This is a genomic window from Rhizobium sp. YS-1r (assembly GCF_000757525.1).
Taxonomy (GTDB): Bacteria; Pseudomonadota; Alphaproteobacteria; order Rhizobiales; family Rhizobiaceae; genus Neorhizobium; species Neorhizobium petrolearium.
Window position 1 is genome coordinate 27,021 of sequence record NZ_JPYQ01000025.1, and the last position, 22,822, is coordinate 49,842.

Genomic DNA, 22,822 nt, shown 5'->3' on the forward strand with positions numbered 1-22,822 from the left:
CAACACCGGATGCCATCCACACTCTCCCGCGAATTCCTGATCGTCAACAAGCGCGGTCTTCACGCACGCGCATCGGCCAAATTCGTCCAGATGGTCGAGGGCTTCGACGCCATAATCACCGTCTCCAGGGACGGCACGACGGTCGGCGGCACTTCCATCATGGGTCTGATGATGCTCGCCGCCAGCCCGGGATGCACGATCGAGGTTTCCGCGAGCGGGAAACAGGCGGCGCAAGCGCTGGAGGCGCTGGAACAATTGATCGCCAATAAATTCGGCGAAGAAGCCTGAGCCGGCGGTCCTTCGAGGTCGCCGAGACATAAACATATAAAGACTTCTTTATGTCCCCGTTGCCAGCTTGCAGGAAGCCTGCTAAACCGCTGGCCAGCTTCCGCTTGGCCACAGGCGGGTCCTGCCATGTCCGTCGGTCCGCCGTCGGCACAGGCGCTACCGAACACTGGAGAGCTTTATGAGCACTGAGAAGGATTACGTCGTCGCGGATATCAATCTTGCCGCCTACGGCCGCAAGGAACTCGACATTGCGGAAACCGAAATGCCGGGCCTGATGTCCTGCCGCGCCGAATTCGGCGAAACGAAGCCGCTGAAGGGCGCCCGCATCTCGGGTTCGCTCCACATGACCATCCAGACGGCCGTGCTGATCGAGACGCTGAAAGAACTCGGCGCCGAAGTCCGCTGGGCCTCCTGCAATATCTTCTCGACGCAGGATCACGCCGCTGCCGCGATCGCCGCTGCCGGCATCCCGGTCTTTGCGGTCAAGGGCGAGTCGCTCACCGAATACTGGGAATACACCGACAAGATCTTCCAGTGGGCCGACGGCGGCCTTTCCAACATGATCCTCGATGACGGCGGCGACGCCACCATGTATATCCTGCTCGGCGCCCGTGCCGAAGCCGGCGAGAATGTGCTTTCCAATCCGGGTTCGGAGGAAGAGGAAATCCTCTTCGCGCAGATCAAGAAGCGTCTTCAGGCTTCGCCCGGCTGGTTCACCAAGCAGCGCGATGCCATCAAAGGCGTTACTGAGGAAACAACCACCGGCGTTCACCGTCTCTACGAGCTTTCCAAGAAGGGCCTCCTGCCTTTCCCCGCGATCAACGTCAACGATTCGGTCACCAAGTCGAAGTTCGACAACAAGTACGGCTGCAAGGAATCGCTGGTCGATGGCATCCGCCGCGGCACCGATGTGATGATGGCCGGCAAGGTCGCCGTCGTCTGCGGCTACGGCGATGTCGGCAAGGGTTCGGCCGCTTCGCTCGCCGGAGCCGGCGCCCGCGTCAAGGTCACTGAAGTCGATCCGATCTGCGCGCTGCAGGCCGCCATGGACGGCTTTGAGGTGGTCGTTCTCGAAGACGTCGTCTCGACCGCCGACATCTTCATCACCACCACCGGCAACAAGGACGTCATCCGCATCGAACACATGCGCGCGATGAAGGATATGGCGATCGTCGGCAATATCGGCCACTTCGACAACGAGATACAGGTTGCGGCGCTCCGGAACCTCAAGTGGACCAATGTCAAGCCGCAGGTCGACATGATCGAGTTCCCGAAGGGCAACCGCATCATCCTGCTCTCCGAAGGCCGCCTCCTCAACCTCGGCAACGCAACCGGCCATCCGTCCTTCGTCATGTCCGCCTCCTTCACCAACCAGACGCTGGCGCAGATCGAGCTCTTCACCAAGCAGGGCCAGTACAAGAACGAGGTCTATATCCTGCCGAAGCACCTCGATGAGAAGGTCGCCCGCCTGCATCTCGCCAAGCTCGGCGTGAAGCTGACGGAGCTTTCTGAAGAGCAGGCTGCCTATATCGGTGTCTCGCAGCAGGGTCCGTTCAAGGCAGAACACTACCGGTACTAATCACTAGCCGGTCAATCCACAAGATATAGTGGCCGCAGCCTTGACAAAGGCTGCGGTTTCTTTTTTGGGCGCATCCCTTCCCGCCGATTCCCTAAGCAAGTATTGTTTTAGGACTTGATTCGCGCAGGCCCAGGAGCTTGCCGAGACCTAAAATCGGTCCGGCTCCGGGCAAGGCACGAAGTGGTATGTCTTGTCGATGAGCGGCAATTGGACGGAGACAGACCGGGTATGTCGGTAAAAATAATGAGCCTGTTCAAGCAGGCCGATCCTTCTTGCGACGGAGTGGACGCTCCGGCTTCGCTATCCGCTTCCGGCTCCCGGGATGGCGGCGCGACGGCCGGTGGGCTTCGTCGTCTCGCCCGCTTCGGCAGCGCCTTCCTTTCGGGCACCGCCCTTTCCGGGCTTGCGACCGCGGCGCTTGCGCAGCAATCGGGCAATGAAGCCGTCCGGCTCTTTTCCTCCACCGAAGTCATCGTTTCCTCGGTGGTCGTGGGTGCGCTCGGCGCCGCCCTGCTCTCCGCCGTCTGGCTGGTGCGCCAGCGCGGCAACATGGAAGTAGAGACCCAGGAAATGCGCAGCGCTTTGTCCGATGCGCAGCAGCGCATTTCGAAATACGAAGCCCTCATTGCCGACAAAAATCGGCGCATCGTCATCTGGGAAGGCGGGGCGTCGCGACCGGAACTCCTGGGCCAGCTCCCGCCGGAGACCGGAGCTCCGCAGCAAGACGTTGATTTCCTGGCCTTCGGGCGGTGGCTGCGCGGCCTATCCGCCGGCGAACTGGAAAGATCGATCGAGCTCCTGCGCAACGAGGCCCGCTCCTTCGACATAGTGGTCGAGACGAACCGTGATGAAATCCTCGAAGTGCAGGGCCGCGTCTCGGGCGGCAAGGCCTTCGTCCGCTTCATCGCGCTCAACAATCTGAGGGCGGAACTAGCGGAACTGAAGATCGAGCGCGAGCGGCTGGCAAGTTCGATCGCCCTCTTCCATTCGCTGCTCGATGCAATCGAACAGCCGGTCTGGCACCGGGACGCGCAAGGCAGGCTCACGTGGGTGAACCAGGCCTATGGCGATGCGGTCGAAACGACGGCACCCGCCCAGGCCGTTGATGAAGGACGCGAATTCCTCGGCACGATCGCCCGCGAAAAGATCAGGGCCACGACAACCTCCGCCTCGCCGTTCCACGACCGGATTTCCACGGTCGTGCATGGCAATCGCACGATATTCGATGTCATTGATGTCGTGGCGCCCGGCGGCTCGGCCGGCATGGCGATCGACGTGTCCGAAGCAGAAGCGGTGCGCGAGGAGCTGAAGCGGACTTTGAAAAGCCATGCCGAGACCCTCGATCACCTGGCGACCCCCGTTGCCATCTTCGACGGCGAACGGCGGCTGCAATTCTACAATCAGGCCTTTGTGCAGCTGTGGGGGTTCTCCCTTCCCTTCCTGGATTCGCGGCCGGACAATAGCGAACTGCTCGACAGGCTGCGCAGCGAAGGCAAGCTGCCGGAACAGCTCAACTGGCGGAGCTGGAAAGAGACGGCGCTTTCCGTCTATCGCTCGCCCGATACCCAGACCGATCTCTGGCATTTGCCGAACGGCCAGACGCTCCGCGTTATCGCAACCGCGCATCCGCAAGGAGGCGCCACCTGGGTTTTCGAGAATCTCACTGAACAGGTAGCCCTCGAAACCCGCTACAACACGCTGGTGAAGGTGCAAGGCGAAACGATCGACCACCTTTCCGAGGGGGTCGCAGTCTTTGGACCGGACGGGCGTATGCGACTATCCAACCCGGCTTTCCGGGCGCTTTGGGGCATTACGGCAGACGAAGCAAAGCCCGGCACCCACATCAAGGCGATCGGGGCGGCCTGCGGACCATCCTACGACAAGCCGGATGGCTGGCGGCGCTTCGGCCAGATGCTCACCAATTTCGATGACGAACGGCCATCATTGCAGGGCACGTTCGAGCTTTATTCCGGTCTCATCCTCGATTATGCGGTGACCCCGCTGCCCAATGCGCAGACCATGTTCACCTTCGTCGACATGACGGCCAGCGCGAGGGCGGAACGGGCGCTCAAGGAGAAGAACGAGGCGCTGCAGAAGGCCGACGAGATCAAGAACGATTTCGTTCAACACGTTTCCTACGAGCTTCGCTCGCCGCTCACCAATATCATCGGCTTCACCGATCTTCTGAAAACGCCGGGTGTCGGCTCTCTCAACGAGCGGCAAGCCGAATATATCGACCATATTTCCACCTCCTCCTCCGTGCTCCTGACGATCGTCAACGACATCCTCGATCTTACAACCGTCGATGCCGGCATCATGCAGCTGCACTATTCGGAAATGGCAATCGACGACCTGCTCGATGACGTCGCCATGCAGATCGCCGACCGGCTGCATGAGAACGGCGTGACGCTCGCGATTACCGCACCGGCTGGATTGGGCACGATCATCGCCGACCAGCAGCGGCTGAAGCAGATCCTCATCAAGCTGCTCACCAACGCCACAAATTTCGCGCCGGAAGGGTCCACCATCAAGCTCAACTGCTGGCGGATGCAGAACGACATCTTCTTTTCGGTGACCGACCGGGGCCCGGGCATCCAGAAAGACATGCTGAAAAGCGTATTCGACCGCTTTTCCTCCAATTCCAAAGGCGGCAAGCGCAGCGGCGCGGGCCTCGGTCTCTCGATCGTCGAAAGCTTTGTCCAGCTGCATAACGGTGACGTGACGATCGACAGCAAGCCGGGCCAGGGCACAACTGTCACCTGCCGCATCCCAAGCGGTGCCTTGAAGACGCATTCCGTCGCTGCCGAATGAATGATGGTGCCACGCTCACTTTGACACTTGCAGACGAAGCCGAAACGATCCGTTTCGGCGAGGATCTGGCGCTTGCCTTGAAGAGGGGCGATTGCCTGGCCCTTTCCGGTGATCTCGGCGCTGGCAAATCGACGCTCGCCCGGGCCTTTCTACGGGCGCTCGCCGATGACGATACGCTCGAAGTGCCGAGCCCAACCTTCACGCTGGTGCAGAGTTACGAGCTTCGGATTCCGGTTTCGCATTTCGATCTCTATCGCCTCGGCGACGCCTCTGAACTCGATGAACTTGGTTTCGATGAAGCGCTCTCGGACGGCATCTGTCTGGTGGAATGGCCGGAAATGGCCGATGACCTGCTGCCGGAAACCCGCGTCATGCTGAGGCTGGAACATCAAGGCGACGGCCGGAGGGCGACGATCACCGGTCCGGAACCCCAGGTGAATCGCATCCGCCGGGTGCTGGCCATCCGGGAATTCCTCGATAAGCACGGTTATGCCCGCGCCCGCCGCCGATTCTTGACTGGCGACGCCTCGGTCATGCGCGCTTACGAGACAATCGGAACGGCAACTGGCGAAAAGCTTGTCCTGATGGACTGGCCGAAGCCGCCGGAAGGTCCGCCCGTGCTCGACGGCAAGCCCTATCCCAAGGTGGCCCACCTTGCCACCGACGTCTATCCCTTCGTGGCGATCGCCGGCTATCTTCGCAAGATCGGGCTCGCGGCACCGGAAGTGCTGTATGCGGATTGCGACCAGGGCATCCTGCTGCTTGAAAACCTCGGCGACGAAGGCGTTCTCGACGCCGAAGGCCGGCCGATACCCGAACGATACCGGGAAAGCGTTACCTGTCTCGCCTTCCTGCACGGCCACCGGATGCCGCAGGACCTGCGGATCGACAAGACCCACGTCCACCACATCCCGGATTTCGATCCGACCGCCATGAAGATGGAGGCGAGGCTCCTCCTCGACTGGCATCTCCCCTGGAAGCGCGGCACGCCGGCGACCGATACGGAACGCGAGGACTATCTCGCCATCTGGGACGGATTGATCCGTGAACTCGCCAGTGCGGAGAAGAACCTGCTGCTGCGCGATTTCCACTCGCCAAACATCATCTGGCGCCCGCAGGAACCCGGCGTGCGGCGGGTCGGCATCATCGACTTCCAGGATGCGATGATCGGCCCGACGGCCTACGACCTCGCCTCGATCGTGCAGGACGCGCGCTCGGACGTTCCAAAGCCGCTCGCCGACCGGTTGATGCTCGACTATATGACGCTGCGCCGGTCGCAGGGCTCGTTCGACGAGCCGACCTTCCTGAAAGCCTGGGCGATCATGGCGGCGCAACGCAACTGCAAACTCGCCGGCCTTTGGGTGCGGCTCTTGCAGCGGGATGGCAAGCCGGGCTATCTGAAGCATATGCCGCGGACGCTTCGTTATCTCTCGGCAGCGTTGCAGCATGAAGTGCTCGCTCCTTTGCGCGATTGGTGCCGGCGGGCTGGAATAGAGCTCATCGAATCATAAACACGGTTTGAGATGACCATCAGACAAGCCCCCATCAAGCAGGCGATGGTTCTGGCCGCAGGTCTCGGCACCCGCATGCGCCCGGTCACCGATACGATGCCGAAACCGCTGGTAAGGATCGACGGCAAGCCGATGATCGATTACGCGCTGGACGCCCTCAGAGACGCCGGCGTCGAACGCGCGGTCGTCAACGTTCATCATTTCGCCGACCAGATGGAAGACCATCTGAAATCCTATGACGGTCTCGAAATTCTCATCTCCGACGAGCGCGGCGGGCTCATGAACAATGGCGGAGGCATCGTCAAAGGTCTGAAGCTGCTTGATCGGGAACCCATCTTCGTCATGAATGCCGATCTCTTCTGGATCGGCGAGAAGCCGGGCATGCCGACCAATCTCGAACGCCTGGCCGGATTCTTCGATCCTGACCGTATGGATATGGCTATGCTCTGCGTCCGCATCGAGGACACGACCGGGCACAACGGCGTCAGGGATTTCAGCATGGCCCCTGACGGCAGGCTGACGCGCTATCGCGACGATCCTTCCAATCCGGTCGTCTATGCCGGTGCTTTCGCCATGAAGCCGTCCTTTCTTGACGATGCGCCCACCGAGGCGTTCAACATCAACATCTATTTCGACAAGGCGATCGCGCACGGCAGGCTCTACGGCATGATGCTCGAAGGTCATTGGCTGACGGTCGGGACGCCGGAGGCGATCGGCGAAGCGGAGGATACGATCCGGCGATTCCGGGCGTCGGTGTAACCATGACGGGGCGGCATCAGCCACGCATCTTCACGATCCCCCCCGCGGCGCCGTTTCTGAAGACCGTCGCCGCCTCGCTTTGCGACGGTCGGCTGACGGACGGCTTTCGATATAATCCCTCCGACCCGCTCTCACTCGCCGACGTGACGATCTTCGTGCCGACGCGCCGTTCGGCCCGCGTGCTACGCTCGGAATTCGTCGATCTGCTCGGTGGCCACTCGGCCATCCTGCCGGTCATCCGGCCACTCGGCGAAACGGATGACGACAGCGGCTATTTCGATCTCGTGGCTCCGGAAGAAATGGACCTTGCCCTACCGATCGGCGGCACCGCACGGCTCCTGGAACTCGGCCGGCTGATCCTTGCCTGGCGCAACCAGTTGCCGAAGATCGTTCTCGACGTGCATTCGCAATCGCCGCTCATCGCGCCTGCCAGCCCGGCGGATGCCATCTGGCTCGCCCGGGCGCTTGCCGAACTCATCGATTCCATCGAGACAGAGGAGCGCGACTGGGCCGATCTCAAGACGCTCGACACCGGCCAACATGCGCTCTGGTGGCAGCTCACCGCCGAGTTTCTTTCGATCGCGAGCGCCTTCTGGCCATCGCGGCTGGAAGAGCTCAAACGTTCCTCGCCGGCAAGACACCAGGCGGCAATCCTGCGCGGCGAGGCCCGCCGCATCCTGGAAAAGGACCACATGGGGCCGGTGATCGTTGCCGGCTCGACCGGTTCGGTACCGGCCGCGGCCGACCTGATCGCCGCCATTTCCCGCCTGCCGAACGGTACCGTCGTGCTGCCCGGGCTCGATCTTTCCATGCCGGCGAACCAATGGGCGATGATCGGCGAGGAAGCTCCTGATGGAAAGATTGAACCAGCAAGCCGAAGCCATCCACAGTTCGGCCTGTCACGGCTCCTGAAGAAGCTCGGCATGGTACGGGAGGACGTGGGCATCCTCGGCAACATTCCGGACGATCTCGATTTCCGGACCACGACCATTTCCCAGGCACTCGCGCCCGCCAAGGCCACCGATCACTGGAACATCTGGCGGGAATCCACCGACCAGATTCTCTTGCGGGAAGCCTTTGCGGACGTTTCGCTGATCGAGGCGGCCAACGAACGCGAGGAAGCGGTCGCGATCGCGATCGCTTTGCGCCTCGCGCTGGAACAGCCGGGCCGGGAGGGCGGTGAAAGCCAGGCAGCGTTGATCACGCCCGACCGGGCGCTGGCCCGCCGCGTCACCGCCGAGCTTTCCCGGTTCGGCATCATAGCCGATGATTCTGCGGGCTCTCCGCTTTCCGGCACACAGCAGGGCACATTAATCCAGCTTCTCCTCGAAGCGGCGCTGAGGCCGGGCGACCCAGTTGCGATCGTCGGGCTCATCAAGCATCCGCTCGTCCGGCTCGGCTTTCCGGCCGAGGAATTGCGCTCGGCGATCGAGGCCCTGGAAATGCTGGCGCTACGCGGCGGCACCGGCGACATGGATATCTCGGCACTGGAACCTCTCCTGGAAGAGCAGCTTGCGGAACAACGGAACGACAGGCACCCGCCGCATTGGCGGCTGTCGCTACCGGAAGGCGCGGCGGACAAGGCGCGCGATCTCGCCCGGCGGCTGGCAAAGGCCGTCGAACCGCTCGCCTCGGCCTTCGTGCGCCGCCCGCCCGATGGCCGCGGCCTAACCACCAAGCTTGCACTGGCCGAATGGGCAACGAGAACCGGCCGTGCGCTTGAGGCGATCGCAATCGACGAACGCGAAAATCTGGCCGGCCTCTGGTCCGGTGAAGCCGGCGAAAGACTGGCCGGGCTACTTTCGGAAGTCATCGAGACTGACGGGCAGATGGAGGCGGACGGTCCGCAGTGGATCGACATCGTCATGGCACTGACGACGGGCGAGGCGGTGAAACCCCGTTCTCTCAGTCATCCGCGCGTCTTCATCTTCGGCACGCTGGAAGCACGGCTGCAGAGCGTCGACACGATGATCCTCGGGGGACTGAACGAAGGCTCCTGGCCTGGCCAGACAGTCAACAATCCCTTCCTCTCGCGCACGATGAAAATCGACATCGGCCTCGAACCGCCCGAGCGGCGGATCGGCCAGCTCGCCCATGATTTCCAGATGGCCTGCGGAACCCGGAACCTCATCCTGTCGCGCTCATCGCGGCAGGGCGCGACACCGACCGTCGCCTCGCGCTGGCTGCAAAGGCTGCTGGCGCTCGGCGGCAAGCCGTTCGCCGACGAATTGAAGGCGCGCGGCGACGATTACCGCCACTGGGCCTCCGCGATCGACGCGGGCGAGAACCAGCCCGGCGCCAAGCGCCCCGCCCCGAGGCCGCCAGCCGAACTGCAGCCGAAACGCTACTCCTTCAGCGAAGTTGGGCGGTTGCGCCGCGATCCCTATTCCGTCTATGCCAGACGTATCCTGAAACTCGACCCGCTGGGCCCGTTCAACCGGGACCCCGGCGCTTCGGAACGTGGCACGCTCTATCACGCGATCATCGACCGCTACACGCGCGAAGGCCACAGGCCCGGTTCGCCGGCTGCAAGGGAGGCGATGCTGCGGATCGCCCACGAACTTTTCGATGCCGAACAGTTGCCGCCGCATATCGACCGCGTCTGGCGGCCGCGCTTCCTCGAAGTCTCGCGAGCCTTCCTCGATTGGGAAGCAGAACGCGCGCCGGATATCCGCAGGACGCTGACCGAGGCCGGCGCCGGCTGGGAGCTGGAGCCCGCCGGCATCCGCATCACCGGCATAGCCGACCGGATCGACATCAAGGGCTCGGGCCTCGCCGATCTCGTCGATTACAAGACCGGCCTCAGCCCCTCCGTCTCACAGGCCCGAGCGCTTCTCGATCCGCAACTTGCGCTGGAAGCGGCGGCCCTGAAGGCCGGTGCGTTCAAGGATGTCGGGCCGCTCACGCCCGACCGGCTGCTCTACGTCCGGCTTCGGCCCGGCGATCGGTTCCGCGAGGACAAGGTCAACAATGAGGACTCCTCCGCGAACGCCAGGCGCCAGCCAAAATCGGCGCTCGATCTTGCCCAGGAATCGCTCGAACAGCTCACCCGTTTCGTCATCACGCTGCGGAACGGCGAAGCCGGCTTCGCATCGCGCCTGATCCCCTTCATGCAGGGCGATTTCGGCGGGGAATATGATCATCTTGCGCGCGTGGCGGAATGGTCGACGGCGGACGATGACGGGGAGGCAGAAACGGATGAGTGACCTTCTCCCCGAAGACGACGATCCGATCAAATGGATCGACTGGACGACGGTGCAGCAATCGCTCGCATCCGATCCGGTGAGCTCCGCCTGGGTCTCCGCCAATGCCGGCTCCGGCAAGACGCATGTGCTGACCCAGCGTGTCATCCGGCTGCTGCTCTCCGGCTGCCGCCCTTCCTCAATCCTCTGCCTCACCTATACCAAGGCCGCGGCGTCAGAAATGTCGAACCGTGTCTTCCAGCGGCTTTCCGAATGGACGGTGCTCTCCGACGACGAGCTCGGAAAAAGGATCGCCGGCATTGAGGGTATTGAGCCGGATTCGCTCAAGCTTGCCGAGGCGCGACGGCTGTTCGCCAAGGCGCTGGAGACGCCGGGCGGCCTGAAGATTCAGACAATCCACGCCTTCTGCGAGGCGCTGCTGCACCAGTTTCCGCTGGAAGCCAATGTCGCCGGGCATTTTTCCGTTCTCGACGATCGTGCTGCCTCCGCCCTGCTCGCCGAAGCCCGACGTTCGCTTTTGACTGCCACATCCGCGGAAGACGATCCGGAACTGGCGGAGGCCTTCGCCCATGTGCTCGATCTCGGCGATGAGTTCGGCCTCGAAACCCTGCTGTCCGACATCATCGCCAACCGCACGGCGATCCGCCGCTTCATAGCGCAAGCCGAACGGCAGGGCGGCATCGGCCTCGAACTGAAGCGCGCCTTCGGGCTCGATCCGGCCGATACGGAGGAGAGCATCGCAGCCGGCTACTGGCCGCTGCCCGGCCTTTCCGGCCTGACACTCGACCTCTATCTGGCGCTCGCGGATCAGAAGGGCGGTCAGAAAGTGACCGAGGTCGCCTATGGCCTTCGGATGGCCACCAGGGAGCCGGACGTCTTCAAACGCGTCCAATATCTCGACCAGATCTTTCTGACGCGCGAGGGCAAGCCGAAAGCGGACAGTTCGCTTGTTGCAAAGGCGATGGTGACGACCGCGCCGGAACTTGCAGACGCGATCGGCTGCGCCCGCACCCATGTCGTGGCCTGTCGCGACCGGCTGCGAATCGCGCGCATGCTTTCCGCCACCAAGGGGGCGCTGACGCTGGCCGAGCGGCTGAACGGCGATTACGAGGATCTGAAAAAGCAACGCAGCCTGCTCGACTTCGAGGACCTGATCGCTCGCACTGCCGACCTGCTCACCCGTGACGGCGTCGGCGCCTGGGTGCATTACAAGCTCGATCAGGGCATCGACCACATCCTCGTCGACGAGGCACAGGACACAAGTCCTATCCAGTGGACGGTGATCAAGTCGCTCGCGGAAGACTTCTATTCGGGCGCAAGTGCCCGGGAAACACGCCGCACCATTTTTGCCGTCGGCGACGAAAAACAGTCGATCTACTCGTTCCAGGGTGCGCGGCCGGAGCGATTTGCGGAAGAACGCGGCGAAATGGAAAACCGGGTGACGGCGAGCGGACAACCGTTCCATTCGGTTCGACTGCCGCTCTCCTTTCGCTCCACGGCCGATGTGCTTGCCGCCGTCGATCAGGTGTTCTCGCTGGAAGAAAACGCCAAGGGTCTCAGCGCGCTTGGCGAGCTAGTGCAGCACCGGTCCAATCGCATCGGCCATCCCGGCGCGGTGGATTTTTGGGACGTGGTGGTGCCGGAAGTTTCCGAACAGGAGGAAGACTGGACGGCTCCCTTTGATTCGACACCGGACAAGGCGCCATCCGCGATTCTCGCAAGCCGGATCGCCAATCGGATCGGTGAGATGATCGGCAGGGAGACGATCATCGAAAAGGGTGTCGAACGGTCGGTAGAGCCCGGCGACATCCTCGTTCTGGTCCGCAAACGCGATGCTTTCGTCAATGCGCTGACCCGGGCGCTGAAGCGCCGTGACAACATTCCGGTCGCTGGTGCCGACCGGTTGCGGCTGACCAGCCATATCGCCGTGCAGGATCTGCTGGCGCTCGGACGTTTCCTGCTTCTGCCGCAGGACGACCTTTCGCTCGCCGCGCTCCTGAAAAGCCCGCTCTTCAATCTCTCGGAAGAAGACGTCTTTGAAGTCGCAGCGCTTCGGTCGGACGGGACTGGCGCGTGGGACCAGATCAACCGGCTCGCCGATGAACAACCGTTGCGTTTTCGCGAAGCGTCAGACGGGCTGCGTCATCTGCTTGCTCTTTCGCAGCAACTCAGCCCGCACGATCTCTTTGCCCGGATTCTCGGCCAATATGGCGGACGTCGGAAATTCCTTGGCCGGCTCGGCACCGAGGCTGGCGATATCCTCGACGAGTTCCTGACCTTCGCGCTTGACCACGAGACCAGTGGCCTGCCCGGCCTGCAAGCCTTCATCTCGACGCTGGAACTCGAATCTCCGGAGGTAAAACGCGAGCAGGACGGCGGCCGCAACGAAGTACGAATCATGACCGTGCATGCTTCCAAGGGGCTGGAAGCACCTGTCGTCTTCCTGGTGGACAGCGGCTCGAAAGCCTTTATCTCCTCGCACGTGCCGAAATTTCGCCTGCTACGGACCGGCAATGGGGAGGTGCCGGCCTGGGTGCCGGGGAAAACAATCAGCAACTCCCTCACGACAGCCGACGACGAGCGGATCAGGACAGCGACGGAGGAGGAATATCGCCGGCTGCTTTATGTGGGTATGACGCGGGCTGCCGACCGGCTGATCGTCTGCGGCTACAGGGGCAGCCGGGAAAATCCGGGCACCTGGCAGTCGATGATCTCCACGGCACTTTCGGCTGACGAGCAGCATTGCAGCCCCGCGCAATTTACCGGCCCGGATGGGGAATGGAGCGGCTTCAAGTGGCGGCTCCCCGCATCCGCCAGCCGCGTCGCCAAGGCGGAGGAAAAGGAAACCAGTTCAGGCAAGAAGCAACCTTTGCCGCCAATCCTCTTCCGCCCCGTGCCGGCTCAAAAGATGCTGCCGAGGCCCTTGAGCCCGTCCGGGGCCGGTACAATGATCGATGACGAAGCGGACGACCTTATCGTCACGTCGCCGCTGTTCAGCGAGAGAGAAAAGGCCGGGCTTGCACTGCAGAAAGGAAAACTCGTCCATCGCATGCTGCAGATGCTGACGGATTTCCCTCGGCATGAGCGGGAGTCGGCCGCACGGAGCTATGCGGAGCGAGCCGCCCGCTTCTGGCCGGCGACTGAACGGGAGAGCCTCGTCGCCTCCGTCATGTCCGTGCTTGCGCATGAAGAACTCGGACCGATCTTTTCCGAACGAAGCCAGTCGGAAGTCTCGATCATGGGAACGCTGACACTCGAGGGGAAGGATTACGCGATTTCCGGCCGGATCGACCGGCTGGTGGTAACTGAAACCGAAGTCATCATCCTGGACTACAAGACCAACCGTGTGCCGCCGAAAGGGCCGGACGAGGTGCCGCTTGCGCACCGCGCCCAGCTTGCCATCTACCGCGAGATCCTGAAACCGCTTTATCCCGACAAGACCTTTGAATGCATGCTGGTCTATACCGAATCGGCTATGATGATCTCGCTGCCGCCGGACCTTCTGTCGCGCTCGCTTGCGGAACTCAAAACAAAGTGAGATGACGGCCATTGAAAATTTTGAGCGCGCGTCTCACATTTGGTTCAACAGAGAATCGTGAAGGAGAGCCCTATGGCTACCGTGAAAGTCGATAACAGCAATTTCCAGGCCGAAGTCCTTGACTCTGCCGAGCCGGTCATCGTGGATTTCTGGGCCGAATGGTGCGGTCCGTGCAAGATGATCGCCCCGAGCCTTGAGGAAATCGCCACCGAGCTTGCCGGCAAGGTCAAGGTTGCCAAGCTGAATATCGATGAAAATCCTGAGCTGGCTGCCCAGTTTGGCGTGCGGTCGATCCCGACGCTCGCCATGTTCAAGGGTGGCGAAGTCGCCGACATCAAGGTTGGCGCCGCTCCGAAAACCGCCCTTTCGGCCTGGATTTCCAGCGCCGCTTAAGCTGTAAAGTGCAGTGACCTCATGAAAAACCGGCTGTCTCCCTGCAGCCGGTTTTTTTTATTGCCTATCCCTGAGGGATCAGGTCGGCGGCGTGCCGTTATCAGCCAATGCATTGCCGGCGAAATAAAGCGAACCTCCGATCAGAATGCGCGGCGGCGGACTGCCCGGCACCTGGCGGCGGGTGATCTCCTGCAGCGCTTCCACGATCGAGCCGGCCGGCTCGGCGACCAGGCCCGCATCATAGGCCGAATGCGCCAGAACAACCGGATCCAAAGCCGCATCGCTGCCGCGAATCCGTGCCGTGAAGACATGTTCGGCGATGTCGGTAAAGGCGCGGAAGTAACCCACCGGGTCCTTGGTGTTGATCATGCCGGCGATGATATAGAGCGGCCGTGGCTGGCGCTCTTCGAAGGCCACCATGGCCTCGGCGATCACCTCGCCGCCAGAGGGATTGTGGCCGCCGTCGATCCAGATTTCCGATCCTTCAGGCGCATGCCGCAGCAGGTCGCCTTCGGTCAGCTTCTGCAGACGAGCCGGCCATTCGACGGTGGTCATGGCCTTTTCCATGATTGCATCGGTAACGGTGAAGCCCGCCGCCTTGACCGCACGGATCGCCGCCGCCGCATTGGCATATTGATGCCGGCCGGGCAGTTTCGGGAGAGGCAGGTCGGCAAGTCCGAACTCGTCCTGATAGACCAGCCGGCCGAACTCCTCGTGGGCGGTAAAATCCTGACCGTAGACGGAAGCCGGACAGCCGAGCCGTTCAGCGGTCGACACAAGAACGTCGCGCGCCGCCTCGAATTCCTGGTAGCCGACGACGACCGGCCGGCCACGCTTCATGATGCCGGCCTTTTCCGCCGCGATCAATTCAACTCTGTCCCCAAGATAAGCCTGGTGGTCGAGTGCAATCGGCATGATGACCGAGACGGCAGGGTTCGGGACGACATTGGTGGAGTCGAAACGCCCGCCCATGCCGACTTCGAGGATAACGGCATCAGCCGGCTTTTCGGAGAAGAGGAGAAAGCTCACCGCCGTCAGAATCTCGAAGACGGTGATCTGCTGGCCGGCATTCGCCTTTCCGACACGGCGCAGCGCATCGGCGAGATCAGCATCCGACACGAGCTGACCCCGGCCGCCCTTCACGCCGATCCGATAACGCTCGTGCCAGTTGACCAGATGCGGCGACGTATCGACGTGCACCGAATAGCCACCGGCTTCGAGCAGCGCCCGGCAGAAGGCCGTCGCGGACCCCTTGCCGTTCGTGCCGGCGATATGGATGACCGGCGGCAGCTTGAGATGCGGATTACCGAGAACCTCCAAGAGTCGGGTGATCCGGTCCAGCGACATGTCGAAACCCTTCGGATGAAGGGTCATCAAGTGCTCGATTTCCTTTTCGGCTTCGCTCACCGCGGCCTCGTTCATGATAGTCATACCGCCGCTCCGGCCCTTCGATAGTCCCGATCAATTCCCCGGCGATCAGGCGCTGACCGCAACGGGCACCGGACGCGCATCCTGGACCGGCTGTTTTGTCAGCATCTTCAGAAGCTTGGCAAGCGTTGCCGGGATATCGTGGCGTTTCACCACCATATCGACCATGCCGTGTTCGAGCAGGTATTCCGACGTCTGGAAACCCTCGGGAAGCTTTTCACGAAGCGTCTGCTCGATGACGCGTTTTCCGGCAAAGCCGATCTCTGCGCCAGGTTCAGCGATATGGACATCGCCCAGCATGGCATAGGAGGCGGTGACCCCCCCCGTGGTCGGGTTGGTCAGCACGACGATATAAGGCAGGCCCGCTTCCTTCAGCATGTCGACGGCAACCGTGGTGCGAGGAAGCTGCATCAGCGACAGGATGCCTTCCTGCATGCGCGCGCCGCCCGAGGCAGGGAAGATGACCAGCGGGCACTTTTCCGCCAAAGCCCGCTCGCAGGCCTTGACGATCGCCTCGCCGGCCGCCATGCCCAGCGAGCCGCCGATGAAATTGAACTCGTGCACGACGGCAACCAGCTTCAGGCCCTGGACCTGGCCGACACCGGCAAGGATCGTGTCTTCCTGCTCGGTCTTCAGACGGCTGTCCTTCAGGCGATCGACATATTTCTTCGAATCGCGGAACTTCAGCGGATCCTGGGCAACCTTCGGCTGCGGCAGCGATTCATAGATGCCGCCGTCGAAAAGATCGGCGAGCCGCGCCTTGGCCGGCATCTTCATGTGGAAGCCGGAGGCTGGAATAACCCATTTGTTTTCTTCCAGGTCCTTGTGAAAGACCATCTCGCCGGTTTCCGGGCACTTGATCCAGAGATTTTCCGGAACCTCGCGACGGCCCAGCATGGAGTTTATGCGCGGCCGGACGTAATTGGTGAGCCAGTTCACTTGGGCGTACTCCTGTTGGAATTCGAACCTAATGTGGGCGGATTATTCGGCAGCAACAAGGCGTGCTGCACGTACGCCGGTCGCAAGACCCCGCACCAGCGTCGCGACGGAGGCGACGGTATCCGGGCCGGCCTTGCCGTCCTTGGTAAGGCTACCGGCGATCTGCGCCACGATCGCCGTACCCACGACAACGCCATCGGCTGCCGCACCGATCGCCTTGGCATGATCGGCCGTCTTGACGCCGAAGCCGACGCAGACCGGCAGATTCGTGTGAGCCTTAATGCGGTTCACGGCACCGGAGATCAGCGACGGATCCGGCAGGGACGAGCCCGTGATGCCGGTCATCGACACGTAATAGACGAAACCGGACGTGTTCTTCAGGACCGTCGGCAAACGCTTGTCGTCGGTGGTCGGCGTCGCAAGGCGGATGAAATTGACACCCTTTTTCAGCGCCGGGATGCAGAGTTCATCATCCATCTCCGGCGGCAGATCGACGACGATCAGGCCATCGATGCCGGCGGCGAGCGCGTCATCGAGGAACCGGTCAACGCCGTAGACGTAGATCGGGTTATAATAGCCCATCATGACGATCGGCGTTTCATTATCGGCCTCGCGAAACTTTCGCGCAAGATCGAGCGTCTTGGCAAGCGTCTGTCCGCCCTTCAGCGCGCGCTGACCGGCCATCTGGATCGCCGGACCATCGGCCATCGGGTCGGAAAAAGGCATGCCGAGCTCAATGATATCGGCGCCGGCGGCAGGCAGCGCCTTCATAATGGCGAGCGAGGTTTCGAAATCCGGGTCGCCGCCCATGAAATAGGTGATCAGGGCGGGGCGGCCTTCAGCCTTGAGGGCCGCGAAACGGTTGTCCATACGAGCGGTCATATCAAAGCTCCATGCCAAGGATCTTGCCGACGGTGAAGATGTCCTTGTCGCCGCGACCGGAGAGATTCATGACGATGATCTGGTCCTTGCGCATCTTCGGCGCACGCTTGATCACTTCGGCGATCGCATGGCTCGGTTCGAGTGCCGGGATGATGCCTTCGAGGCGAGTCAGCACCTGGAAGGCATCGAGCGCTTCCTGGTCCATGATCGGCACATATTCGACGCGGCCGATATCGTGCAACCAGCTATGCTCGGGACCGATGCCCGGATAGTCGAGCCCGGCCGAGATGGAATGACCCTCGAGAATCTGTCCGTCGCCATTCTGCAGGAGATAGGTCCGGTTGCCATGCAGAACGCCCGGGCTGCCGGCCGTGATGGAAGCGCAATGTTCGACGCCTTCAAGACCTCGGCCACCGGCTTCCACACCGACGATCTGGACACCTTCATCATCCAGGAACGGATGGAAGATGCCGATCGCATTCGAACCACCGCCAACGGCAGCGACAACAAGATCGGGCAGCCTGCCCTCGGCTTCGAGAATCTGCTCCCGGGCTTCCCTGCCGATGACCGCCTGAAAATCGCGAACCATTTCCGGATAGGGATGCGGGCCGGCTGCGGTACCGATCAGATAATAGGTGTCCTCCACATTGGTGACCCAGTCGCGCAGCGCCTCGTTCATGGCGTCCTTCAGCGTGCCGTGTCCGGCAGTCACCGGCTTCACCTCGGCGCCGAGAAGCTTCATGCGGAAGACGTTCGGCGCCTGGCGTTCGACGTCGGTGGCGCCCATATAGACGACGCAGGGAAAGCCGAAACGCGCACAGACCGTTGCAGAAGCCACGCCGTGCTGGCCGGCGCCAGTCTCAGCAATGATGCGCGTCTTGCCCATGCGCTTGGCAAGCAGGATCTGTCCGATGCAGTTGTTGATCTTGTGCGAACCGGTGTGGTTCAGCTCCTCGCGCTTGAAATAGATCTTCGCGCCGCCGAGATGCTCGGTCAGGCGCTCGGCGAAATAGAGCGGACTCGGACGGCCGATATAATGGGCGCCAAGTTCGGCCAGTTCCTGCTGGAAGGCCGGATCGTTCTTCGCCTTTTCCCATTCGCCCTGCAGGTCCAGGATCAGTGGCATCAGGGTTTCGGCAACGAATCGTCCGCCGAAAATGCCGAAACGGCCATCCTCATCGGGGCCGGATCGGAACGAATTGGGTAATGGCGTCTGGTTCACTTTCTACTCCCTGCGCGCCTTTTGAAGCCGGGCTTCCGCGACGGCGTCGAAAAACGCATCAATCATTCCAGGATCCTTGACGCCCGGCGCGCATTCCACCCCGGACGAAGCATCGATACCGCTTGCCCGCGTCGAGGCGAGCGCGAGAGCGACATTATCCTTGTTCAAACCTCCCGAAAGCATGTAATCCACGCTCTCGTCAAGGGAAGCCATCAGGCTCCAGTCGAAGGAGACGCCATTGCCGCCCGGCAGTTCGGAGCCCGCAGGCGCCTTGGCATCGAAAAGAAAACGGTCGGCAACGCCGATGAACGGTCCGACCCTGTCGAGATCGGCGGCTTCCCTCACCGAAAAGACCTTCATGACCGGCAGGCCGTAGAGGGCCTTCGCATGCAGGATACGTTCGGGGCTTTCATGGCCGTGGAACTGAAGGATATCAGGCCTCAGCAGCGAAACGATGTCGTCCAGTTCCTCGTCATCGGCATCGACCGTAACCGCGACGATCTTCACCCGGCCGCGGACACGGTCGGCTAGCTCACCGGCGATGTCCGGCTCGATATTGCGCGGGCTCTTGCGAAAGAAGATGAAGCCGATATGGGTCGCCCCCCGCGCCACGGCACGATCGACAGCCTCCGGGGTCTTCAGACCGCAAATCTTGATATCAGGTTTCATGATGCGCGGAGTGACACGAAATGCGTCAAGAGTCGAGCCAAATCGAGCGTTTCGGGTTCTCGAGTCTCTCATCGGGTCTAGCCCGGTACAAGAATGACAAGGGACGGATTCCCCCCTTGGCGATGGTTGGAATTTCAAGTTCGGCCGGGACACGTCGGGTGCCTCGATTTGAGTTTTTATAAATGACACGCGACGTGTCCCGTTCAGTGTTCTTGTGCTGCGCAACTCCGGTTCCTCTGCGGCGATATGGTCTTACGTCCTTGCAGATGCCATACCGGGTTGGGTGCGACACACGCACGCCCCGCCTTGAGGCGAGAGGGGGACCATTTTCTGCGCAGCCCCTGACGACCCGCCTGCATCAACGGCAGACCGAAAGGGCACCGGTCCCATCTCGCCGGCGATGCTTGAACCGGTGTAGCCGAAACGGAACGCGAAGATTGTAGGCACAAGGCGCGAGGGCGGGGATGAACGGGAGTGATTTTTCCTGTCGATTTTTGCCAAGGTTTTGATTTGCCTCGCCATACCCCCTCTGCCCTGCCGGGCATCTCCCCCTCAAGGGGGGAGCGCACCGGCTTCCCCAAACAAGAAACCGTTCTACCCGGCAGGCGCTGGATGAGGCCGGAAGGCGAGGCAACCGCTTCGGCCCTTCGCTAAGGCTCAGTGCGTTCGGCGCTACAATCGATTCACCGGATCGATTGCTCGGGCTACGCCCGACCGCTTCTCACTACTCGAAATCGATCGCGTGGAGCTGCGAGCCGTGCTGCTTCAGCCATTTGCGGGCCTCTTCCATGCGCGGGCAGAGCTCCTTGCACAGCGCCCAGAATTTCGGCCCGTGATTCATCTCCTTCAGATGCGCCACTTCATGGGCTGCGAGGTAATCGATGACCAGCGGCGGCGCCATGACGATGCGCCAGGAAAAGCTCAGGTTTCCATCCCAGGAGCAGGATCCCCAACGGCTGCGGGTATCCTTCATGCTGACCGATTTGACCGGTTTGCGGATCGCTGCCGCATGGCGGGCGACCAGAACTTCCATGTCCTTGCGCGCCTCCTTCTTGAAGAAAGCAGAAAGCCGCCGGCCCATGTGATCTTCCAGGCCACTCACCTTCAGTATCGGCTCGCCATCGACCGTCACGGCTTCAGTGAGGCCGCGCAGGGTTCCGGTATGCTCGATGCGATGGGAAACGCCGCGGAAGGAAATGCGGCCGCCATGACGGACGGGGTTCTCGGTCGAAAATTTGGCGAGCCTGGTGAGCAGCCAGCCCTGATGCCGGTCGAGGAAATCATCAATCTCGTGCTTGCGCAAACCGGCCGGCACGGTGAGATTGAGCGCCCTTCCACCGGGCTCGATCCTGAGCGTGATCCGGGTGGCGCGCCGGTTCTCCCGGATCGTCAGCGGCATCGCCCGGTCGCCGACATGCAGTGTGCGCTTCACCGTTTCGAGCGGTCTCGACTTCAAACGGACAGGTTTTTTCAGAAGCGCGAACATTCTTACGTTCTAGCCGATTCCCTTGCATAAAAAAGCCGGCGTGCGAGACGCCGGCTGTTCCTGGTTTCATCGCATGTCGTTGCCGCAAACTGCTGCACCCTTTTGGGTGGCAGCTTGGACTGTTTCACGTGAATCCAACCGCGCGATCAGAGGTCCACTACCGGATTCTGGCCGGGGCCGGAAGAATTGTTCCTGCGTTCGCGCATGAAGCGGTCGAATTCCTCCTGGTCCTTGGCGCGGCGAAGCTCGCGGACATAATTGTCGAATTCCTCGCGCATCTCGTCCAGCTTGCGGCGTTCTTCCTCGATCCGCTCAAGCTCGGCCTTGCGCCAGTCGTCGAACGCGACATTGCCGGTGGTAAAATGCGTATTATAGCGACGGCCCGCCCGACGGCAGCCGGCGAACATGCGGTCAGCGCGGTCATTCGCATCGCGCTTGAAACCGCGCAGCCTTTCCCCGAAGAGGATGTAGGCAAGCATGGCCAGGCCCAGAGGCCAGAAGACCACGAAACCGAGCACCATGAGAGCGATGGTGGCCGGCGTCCAATCCGGACGAATCAATGCTGACTGGTTCATAGGTCACACCTGATGGTTTCAGCGGGTGGCCACATGCCAGCCCGACTGAATCCGATTTGGTGAGCCCATGATCCGCCTTCAAGAAGACGGAACATTAAATCCAAGAAGATGCTGAAATATAAGAGGGAAATCGGAAGGGAGCGAATTCAGACCGCCTTGCCGCCCCGGATGACCCGCTTTACCGGCGTCCTTTTTCCCGGCGCCCTTGCATGTTTCTGCGCGAAAGCCACGATGCGCGGCGCGATCTCGCGGCGGAAACGCGAGCCGTTGAAGACGCCGTAGTGACCAACGTCCGGCTGCATGTAGTGCATGCGCATGTCTTCGGGAATGTTCGGGCAGATCGCATGCGCCGCCTTCGTCTGGCCGAGGCCGGAAATGTCGTCGTTCTCGCCCTCGATGGTCAGCAACGCGACATTACGGATCGCTTTCGTATCGACCGGAGTGACCCGGTGCATCATCTCGCCTTTCGGCAGCGAGTGCCTGATGAAGACGGTGTCGACGGTCTGGAGATAGAATTCCTCCGTCAGATCCATGACCGCCAGGTATTCGTCGTAGAAATCGCGGTGCCTTTCCGCCGATTCGCCGTCGTTCTTGACGAGATGCTGGAAAAATTCCTTGTGGGCGATCAGGTGGCGGTCGAGGTTCATAGACATGAAGCCCGACAATTGCAGGAAGCCGGGGTAGACGCGGCGCATGAAGCCCGACTGCGGCCAGGGCACATTCATGATGACGTTGTCGCGGAACCATTCGATCGGGTGCTCTTCCGCCAGCTTGTTGACGGCAGTCGGGTTGATGCGGGTGTCGATCGGACCACCCATCAGGGTCATGGACGCCGGCAGCATCGAATCCCGCTGCGATTCCATCACTGCGACGGCGGCCAGGACCGGGACCGAGGGCTGGCAGACGCCGATGACATGCGCGCCAGGCCCGATGGCATGCAGCATCTCGATGACATAATCGATATAGTCGTCCAGATCGAAATGGCCTTCCGTGAGCGGCACCGTGCGGGCGTCGATCCAGTCGGTGATATAGATATCCGCATGCGGCAGAAGCGCCTCAACCGTGCCGCGCAACAGCGTCGCATAGTGGCCGGACATGGGTGCGACAACGAGGATCTTCTGGTCCTCCGGCCGATCTGCCGGCAGATCGCGGCGGAAATGCAAGAGATTGCAGAAGGGTTTTTCCCAGACGATCTCCTCGGTCACCGCAACCTTTCGGCCGTCCACCACCGTTTGCGGAAGCCCGAATGCCGGTTTGCCATATCGACGGGTCACACGTTCGAAGACTTCGAGGCTGGCGGAAAGCGTCCGTCCGACCGTCGTCTGGGAAAGCGGGTTGAGCGGGTTGGAATAGAAGAAACGCATGGCATCCGCCGCGGCGCGGAACGGTACCATGGCGGCATGGTTCATCTCATAAAACTGATAGAACATGGATGTGCCACCTCTCGTGATTTTCGACGGCGTTCAGCAAAAACATCGAACCGATCGGTTCAGCAGCAGGGCAGAGACAAATTAACGGTTTTTTATCGCGGTGCAACAT

The 22,822-nt window shown here is 61.7% G+C and carries 16 protein-coding genes; 8 read left to right on the top strand and 8 right to left on the bottom strand.

Annotation, left to right across the window (positions count from 1 at the left end):
- The first annotated feature begins 9 nt into the window (after positions 1-9).
- From JL39_RS18575 to trxA, 8 genes are all read left to right on the top strand, one after another.
- Positions 10-288 (top strand): HPr family phosphocarrier protein, encoded by a 279-nt coding sequence (locus JL39_RS18575; RefSeq protein ID WP_037153939.1) that lies wholly within the window; start codon positions 10-12, stop codon positions 286-288.
- 178 nt (positions 289-466) lie between these two features.
- The gene (ahcY, locus tag JL39_RS18580; RefSeq protein WP_037153941.1) at positions 467-1,867 is read left to right on the top strand and encodes an adenosylhomocysteinase; all 1,401 of its coding nucleotides are present in this window, start codon (positions 467-469) and stop codon (positions 1,865-1,867) included.
- 228 nt (positions 1,868-2,095) lie between these two features.
- The gene (locus tag JL39_RS18585) at positions 2,096-4,678 is read left to right on the top strand and encodes a PAS domain-containing sensor histidine kinase (RefSeq protein ID WP_052182981.1); all 2,583 of its coding nucleotides are present in this window, start codon (positions 2,096-2,098) and stop codon (positions 4,676-4,678) included.
- Positions 4,675-6,189 carry a tRNA (adenosine(37)-N6)-threonylcarbamoyltransferase complex ATPase subunit type 1 TsaE gene (tsaE, locus tag JL39_RS18590; protein WP_037153944.1) on the top strand — a complete coding sequence of 505 codons (1,515 nt, stop codon included), beginning with the start codon at positions 4,675-4,677 and terminating at the stop codon, positions 6,187-6,189. Before JL39_RS18585 ends, tsaE begins: the two co-directional genes overlap by 4 nt.
- Positions 6,190-6,201: 12 nt before the next feature.
- Positions 6,202-6,948 carry a nucleotidyltransferase family protein gene (locus tag JL39_RS18595; RefSeq protein WP_037153947.1) on the top strand — a complete coding sequence of 249 codons (747 nt, stop codon included), beginning with the start codon at positions 6,202-6,204 and terminating at the stop codon, positions 6,946-6,948.
- 2 nt (positions 6,949-6,950) lie between these two features.
- Positions 6,951-10,154, top strand: coding sequence for a double-strand break repair protein AddB (gene addB, locus JL39_RS18600; RefSeq protein WP_037153950.1), 3,204 nt, complete (start codon positions 6,951-6,953; stop codon positions 10,152-10,154).
- Entirely contained in the window at positions 10,147-13,689 is a 3,543-nt protein-coding gene (gene addA, locus JL39_RS18605) for a double-strand break repair helicase AddA (protein WP_037153952.1), read from the top strand. Before addB ends, addA begins: the two co-directional genes overlap by 8 nt.
- 72 nt (positions 13,690-13,761) lie before the next feature.
- A complete protein-coding gene (gene trxA / locus JL39_RS18610) occupies positions 13,762-14,082 on the top strand; it encodes a thioredoxin (protein WP_037153955.1) in 321 nt (106 codons plus the stop codon).
- Positions 14,083-14,160: 78 nt separating this feature from the next.
- Here the strand turns inward: trxA and JL39_RS18615 are convergent, their stop codons facing one another.
- From JL39_RS18615 to JL39_RS18650, 8 genes are all read right to left on the bottom strand, one after another.
- Positions 14,161-15,513 (bottom strand): folylpolyglutamate synthase/dihydrofolate synthase family protein, encoded by a 1,353-nt coding sequence (locus JL39_RS18615; RefSeq protein WP_037153957.1) that lies wholly within the window; start codon positions 15,511-15,513, stop codon positions 14,161-14,163.
- Positions 15,514-15,558: 45 nt separating this feature from the next.
- Positions 15,559-16,449, bottom strand: coding sequence for an acetyl-CoA carboxylase, carboxyltransferase subunit beta (gene accD, locus JL39_RS18620; protein ID WP_037153960.1), 891 nt, complete (start codon positions 16,447-16,449; stop codon positions 15,559-15,561).
- A 42-nt stretch (positions 16,450-16,491) separates the two neighbouring features.
- Positions 16,492-17,331, bottom strand: coding sequence for a tryptophan synthase subunit alpha (gene trpA, locus JL39_RS18625; RefSeq protein WP_037153963.1), 840 nt, complete (start codon positions 17,329-17,331; stop codon positions 16,492-16,494).
- 1 nt (position 17,332) lies between these two features.
- The gene (gene trpB / locus JL39_RS18630; RefSeq protein WP_037153966.1) at positions 17,333-18,553 is read right to left on the bottom strand and encodes a tryptophan synthase subunit beta; all 1,221 of its coding nucleotides are present in this window, start codon (positions 18,551-18,553) and stop codon (positions 17,333-17,335) included.
- Positions 18,554-18,556: 3 nt separating this feature from the next.
- A complete protein-coding gene (locus JL39_RS18635; RefSeq protein WP_037153969.1) occupies positions 18,557-19,222 on the bottom strand; it encodes a phosphoribosylanthranilate isomerase in 666 nt (221 codons plus the stop codon).
- 724 nt (positions 19,223-19,946) lie between these two features.
- A complete protein-coding gene (locus tag JL39_RS18640) occupies positions 19,947-20,708 on the bottom strand; it encodes a M48 family metallopeptidase (protein ID WP_037153972.1) in 762 nt (253 codons plus the stop codon).
- A 146-nt stretch (positions 20,709-20,854) separates the two neighbouring features.
- Entirely contained in the window at positions 20,855-21,283 is a 429-nt protein-coding gene (locus JL39_RS18645) for a DUF2852 domain-containing protein (protein WP_037153976.1), read from the bottom strand.
- A 146-nt stretch (positions 21,284-21,429) separates the two neighbouring features.
- Complete coding sequence (locus JL39_RS18650; RefSeq protein WP_037153980.1) at positions 21,430-22,713, bottom strand: polyhydroxyalkanoate depolymerase; 1,284 nt, start codon at positions 22,711-22,713, stop codon at positions 21,430-21,432.
- Between the last annotated feature and the right edge of the window lie 109 nt (positions 22,714-22,822).